We start from the raw sequence: 3,747 nt of genomic DNA on the forward strand, positions 1-3,747 counted from the left end.
GTATCGAAATCTCGTAAAAATCGTGTCGAAAGCCTCCACTGAAGGGTTTAATTATAAGCCTCGTGCAGACCGCGATGTATTGCGCCAATACAGCAAGGGCATAATTGCCCTCAGTGCTTGTATTCAAGGGGAGATTCCTCAGTATATTTTGCAAGACAATATGGAAGGCGCTAAGCGTTCTATCGAATGGTATATTGAGACGTACGGGAAGGATAATTTCTTCTTAGAAATTCAAAATCATGGCTTGCCAGAGGAGGCTAAAGCTCAAGAGGAGCTCATTAAGCTCAGCAAGGAATACGGTCTTGGCATCGTAGCCTCTAATGACTTCCACTATGTTTTAAAAGAGGACGCAGACGCGCAGGATATTAAGGTTTGTATTTCTACAGGCCGTCGTCGTGCTGAGGTAGACCGCTTAAAGTTCCCCAATGATGAGTTCTATCTAAAATCTGGGGATGAGATGGCAGAGCTATTTGGACATATTCCTGGAGCCATCGAAAACACCTTAAAAATTGCAGAGCGTTGTAATGTAGAATTTAATTTCGATGAACATCACTTGCCACACTTTGATGTGCCAGAAGGGGAAACGTCTAAGACTTATTTGCGTAAGGTTTGTGAACGTGAAATTCCTCGCCTCTATGGGGAGACCTCTGAAGAGCTACAAAAACGCCTTGACTACGAGTTAGATGTTATTGGAACCATGGGCTTTGAGGATTACTTCCTTATTGTATGGGACTATGTACGCTATGCCCGTGAGCACGACATCTTAGTAGGTCCTGGTCGTGGTTCGGCAGCAGGTTCTGTAGTTGCGTATTTACTTGGCATTACAGGCCTTGATCCATTGAAGTACGATTTGCTCTTTGAACGGTTCTTAAATCCAGAGCGGGTAAGCATGCCTGATATTGATATTGACTTCTGCTATGAAAAGCGTGGTCAAGCCATCGAATATGTAACGAGAAAATACGGTCAAGCTCGTGTATCTCAGATTATTACCTTCGGTACAGAGGCGGCTCGTGCGGTTATCCGTGACGTAGGTCGCGTGCTCGATTTACCGTTGGCGGAAGTGAACCGCATAGCTAAGATGATTCCCAACGAACTAGGCATAACCTTAGATAAGGCACTGCAAGGTAAAGAGTTAAAAGCTTTATACGAAGCTGATGCAAATGTTAAAGAGTTATTTGACTTTGGTAGAAAGCTAGAAGGCATTGCGCGCAATTCGTCTACTCATGCGGCGGGGGTCGTAATTTCTGCAGACCCTCTAGATGACCACGTACCGGTACAAAATGCCAACGAAGAAGGCTTTGTAACGCAGTACGATAAGGATAATATCGAGGAATTAGGCCTCTTAAAGATGGACTTCTTAGGTCTCCGTACCTTGACGGTTATGGGGGATGCTTTAAAGCTCATCAAGGCGAACCGCGGTATTGACCTCGATTTAGATGCAATACCACTCGATGATAAGGCGGCTTGTGATATCCTCACAAAAGGTGATACGTCTGGTGTATTCCAGCTCGAATCAGAAGGTATTACAAAGCTCGTTATGGACCTTAAGCCTGAACATTTTGAGGACTTAATTCCATTGGTAGCTTTGTACCGTCCAGGTCCACTAGGCTCTGGCATGGTGGCGGACTTTATCGACCGTCGTCACGGTAAAAAAGAGGTTACCTATTTACATCCTATCTTGGAACCGATTCTAAAAGACACCTTTGGTGTCATCTTGTACCAAGAACAGGTTATGCAGATTGCATCCGCCATGGGCGGATTCTCCCTTGGTCAAGCGGACTTGATGCGCCGCGCCATGGGCAAGAAAAAGGAATCTGTTCTAAAGGCGCAACGGGAGTCCTTTATTCAAGGTTCCATTAATAATGGTATAGAAGAGTCCATTGCGAACGAAGTATTTGACTTGCTCGTATACTTCGCAGGCTATGGCTTTAATAAATCACATAGTGCGGCCTATGCGTACATCGCGTACCAAACGGCGTACTTGAAAGCTCACTATTTCCCTGAATTCATGGCTGCTACCATGACGAGCTTCATGCAGAACATGCAAAAGTTGACGTACTACATCAATGCTTGTAAGAAGCACAATGTAAAGGTACTTGGCCCAGATATTAACTATTCGGAACGTAGCTTTGCCGTACAAGGAGATGCCATTCGTTTCGGCCTTGGGGGCATCAAGAACGTAGGGGATAATGCCATCGATCGCTTGATTACTGAGCGCAATGAGCACGGCCTTTACACGGATATTGTAGACTTCTGTAAACGAGTGGACAACAAGGTTGTTAATAAACGACTTCTTGAAAGTCTCATTCGTTGTGGTGCCATGGATGGTTTCAAGGAAAACCGAAACCAATTATTGCACATGTATGAAGGCGCACAAGCTGTTGGTGCTAAAGAGCAAAAGGATGCTGCTATGGGCACCATGAGTCTCTTTGGCGATATAGAGGAGTCCGTAGATTTCATCCCGGTACCTAATGTAGAGGATTTATCGGAAGACGATAAATTGAAGGATGAAAAGGAATATACAGGCTTTTACATCACAGGCCATCCATTGCAAGGCTATGCTAAGGAATTAGAGGGCCTCTTTGAATTGGGTGCTCTTGTAGAAAATCCAGAGCAGTATGACGGTCAAGCCATTACCTTTGGCGGTTTGATTGAAAATAAGACGGACCGTATGACAAGACGAAATGAGGTTATGTCCATTCTTCGCATCGAAGATTATTCTGGTGTGGCCAACGTGGTGGCATTCCCGAAGGTCTTTAGTCAAAGCCAACAGTTCTTGGAGGTCGATATGATCGTTAAGGTAAAAGGCCGCGTTGATGCGGATGAAAAGGGTGTGCAAATTATTGCAGACCGCATTACGCCATTAAAGGTAAACTATAGTCAGGCTAAGCATGTGGCTATTCACATTTATAGCCAATATGATACGCCAGAAAATAGTGAAGCCTTAAAACGGGTGTTAACAAACACCGCAGGCTCTGTGCCAACGTCGTTATACTTGCACCGTCAACGGAAGCGCATTAACTTGCCACCGAATATGTGCTTTGACCCTAGTGATGCATCCATCAAGGCTATTGAAGCCATTTTAGGTGATGGCTCCGTAGAGGTTCAATAATATATGCATAAGAACCTCAATAGAGGTTAAGGTAGTAATAAATATATTCACTACTTAATAACACATGTTGCGTAGGGCACAGATAGCTTTTACCAACATTGATATAATATATGAACATCCAGAAGGGATGGTTTTCATAGGAGGAACAATGAAACGTACAAAAATCGTATGTACTGTAGGTCCGGGAACGGATAAATTTGGTATCTTAGAAGATATGATGCGAGCTGGCATGAACGTAGCTCGTTTCAATTTCTCTCACGGATCTCATGAAGAGCAAGCAGAACGCATGCAAATGGTGCGTGATGCGGCGATGATTGTAAATAAACCAATCGCATTATTGCTCGATACGAAAGGTCCTGAGGTTCGTCTTGGCCTATTTAAAGAGGGAAAAGTATTCCTTGAAGAAGGTCAAAAGTTTACATTGACTACCGATGATGTGGAAGGCACAAAAGAGCTTAGCTCCGTGAACCACAAAGGTCTTGTAGGCGACGTGTCTGTAGGGGACAAAATCCTCTTAGCTGATGGCCTTGTAACGCTCAACATCGATGCTATCGAAGGGAATAATATTATTACTACTGTTCAAAACAGTGGTGAAATCGGCAATCGTAAACGCGTAGCTGTGCCAGGCGTAGCGC

2 protein-coding genes are annotated in these 3,747 nt (G+C 44.2%); both read left to right on the forward strand.

The genetic code is table 11. The features are described 5' to 3' along the window. On the forward strand, positions 1–3,112 hold a 3,112-nt coding region (locus Q0F90_RS08070), incomplete at its 5' end, for a DNA polymerase III subunit alpha (protein WP_296004590.1). 148 nt (positions 3,113–3,260) lie between these two features. Next, on the forward strand, positions 3,261–3,747 hold a 487-nt coding region (locus tag Q0F90_RS08075), incomplete at its 3' end, for a pyruvate kinase (RefSeq protein ID WP_296004593.1).

The organism is uncultured Veillonella sp., from assembly GCF_934190855.1.
In the GTDB taxonomy this organism is placed as follows: Bacteria; Bacillota; Negativicutes; order Veillonellales; family Veillonellaceae; genus Veillonella.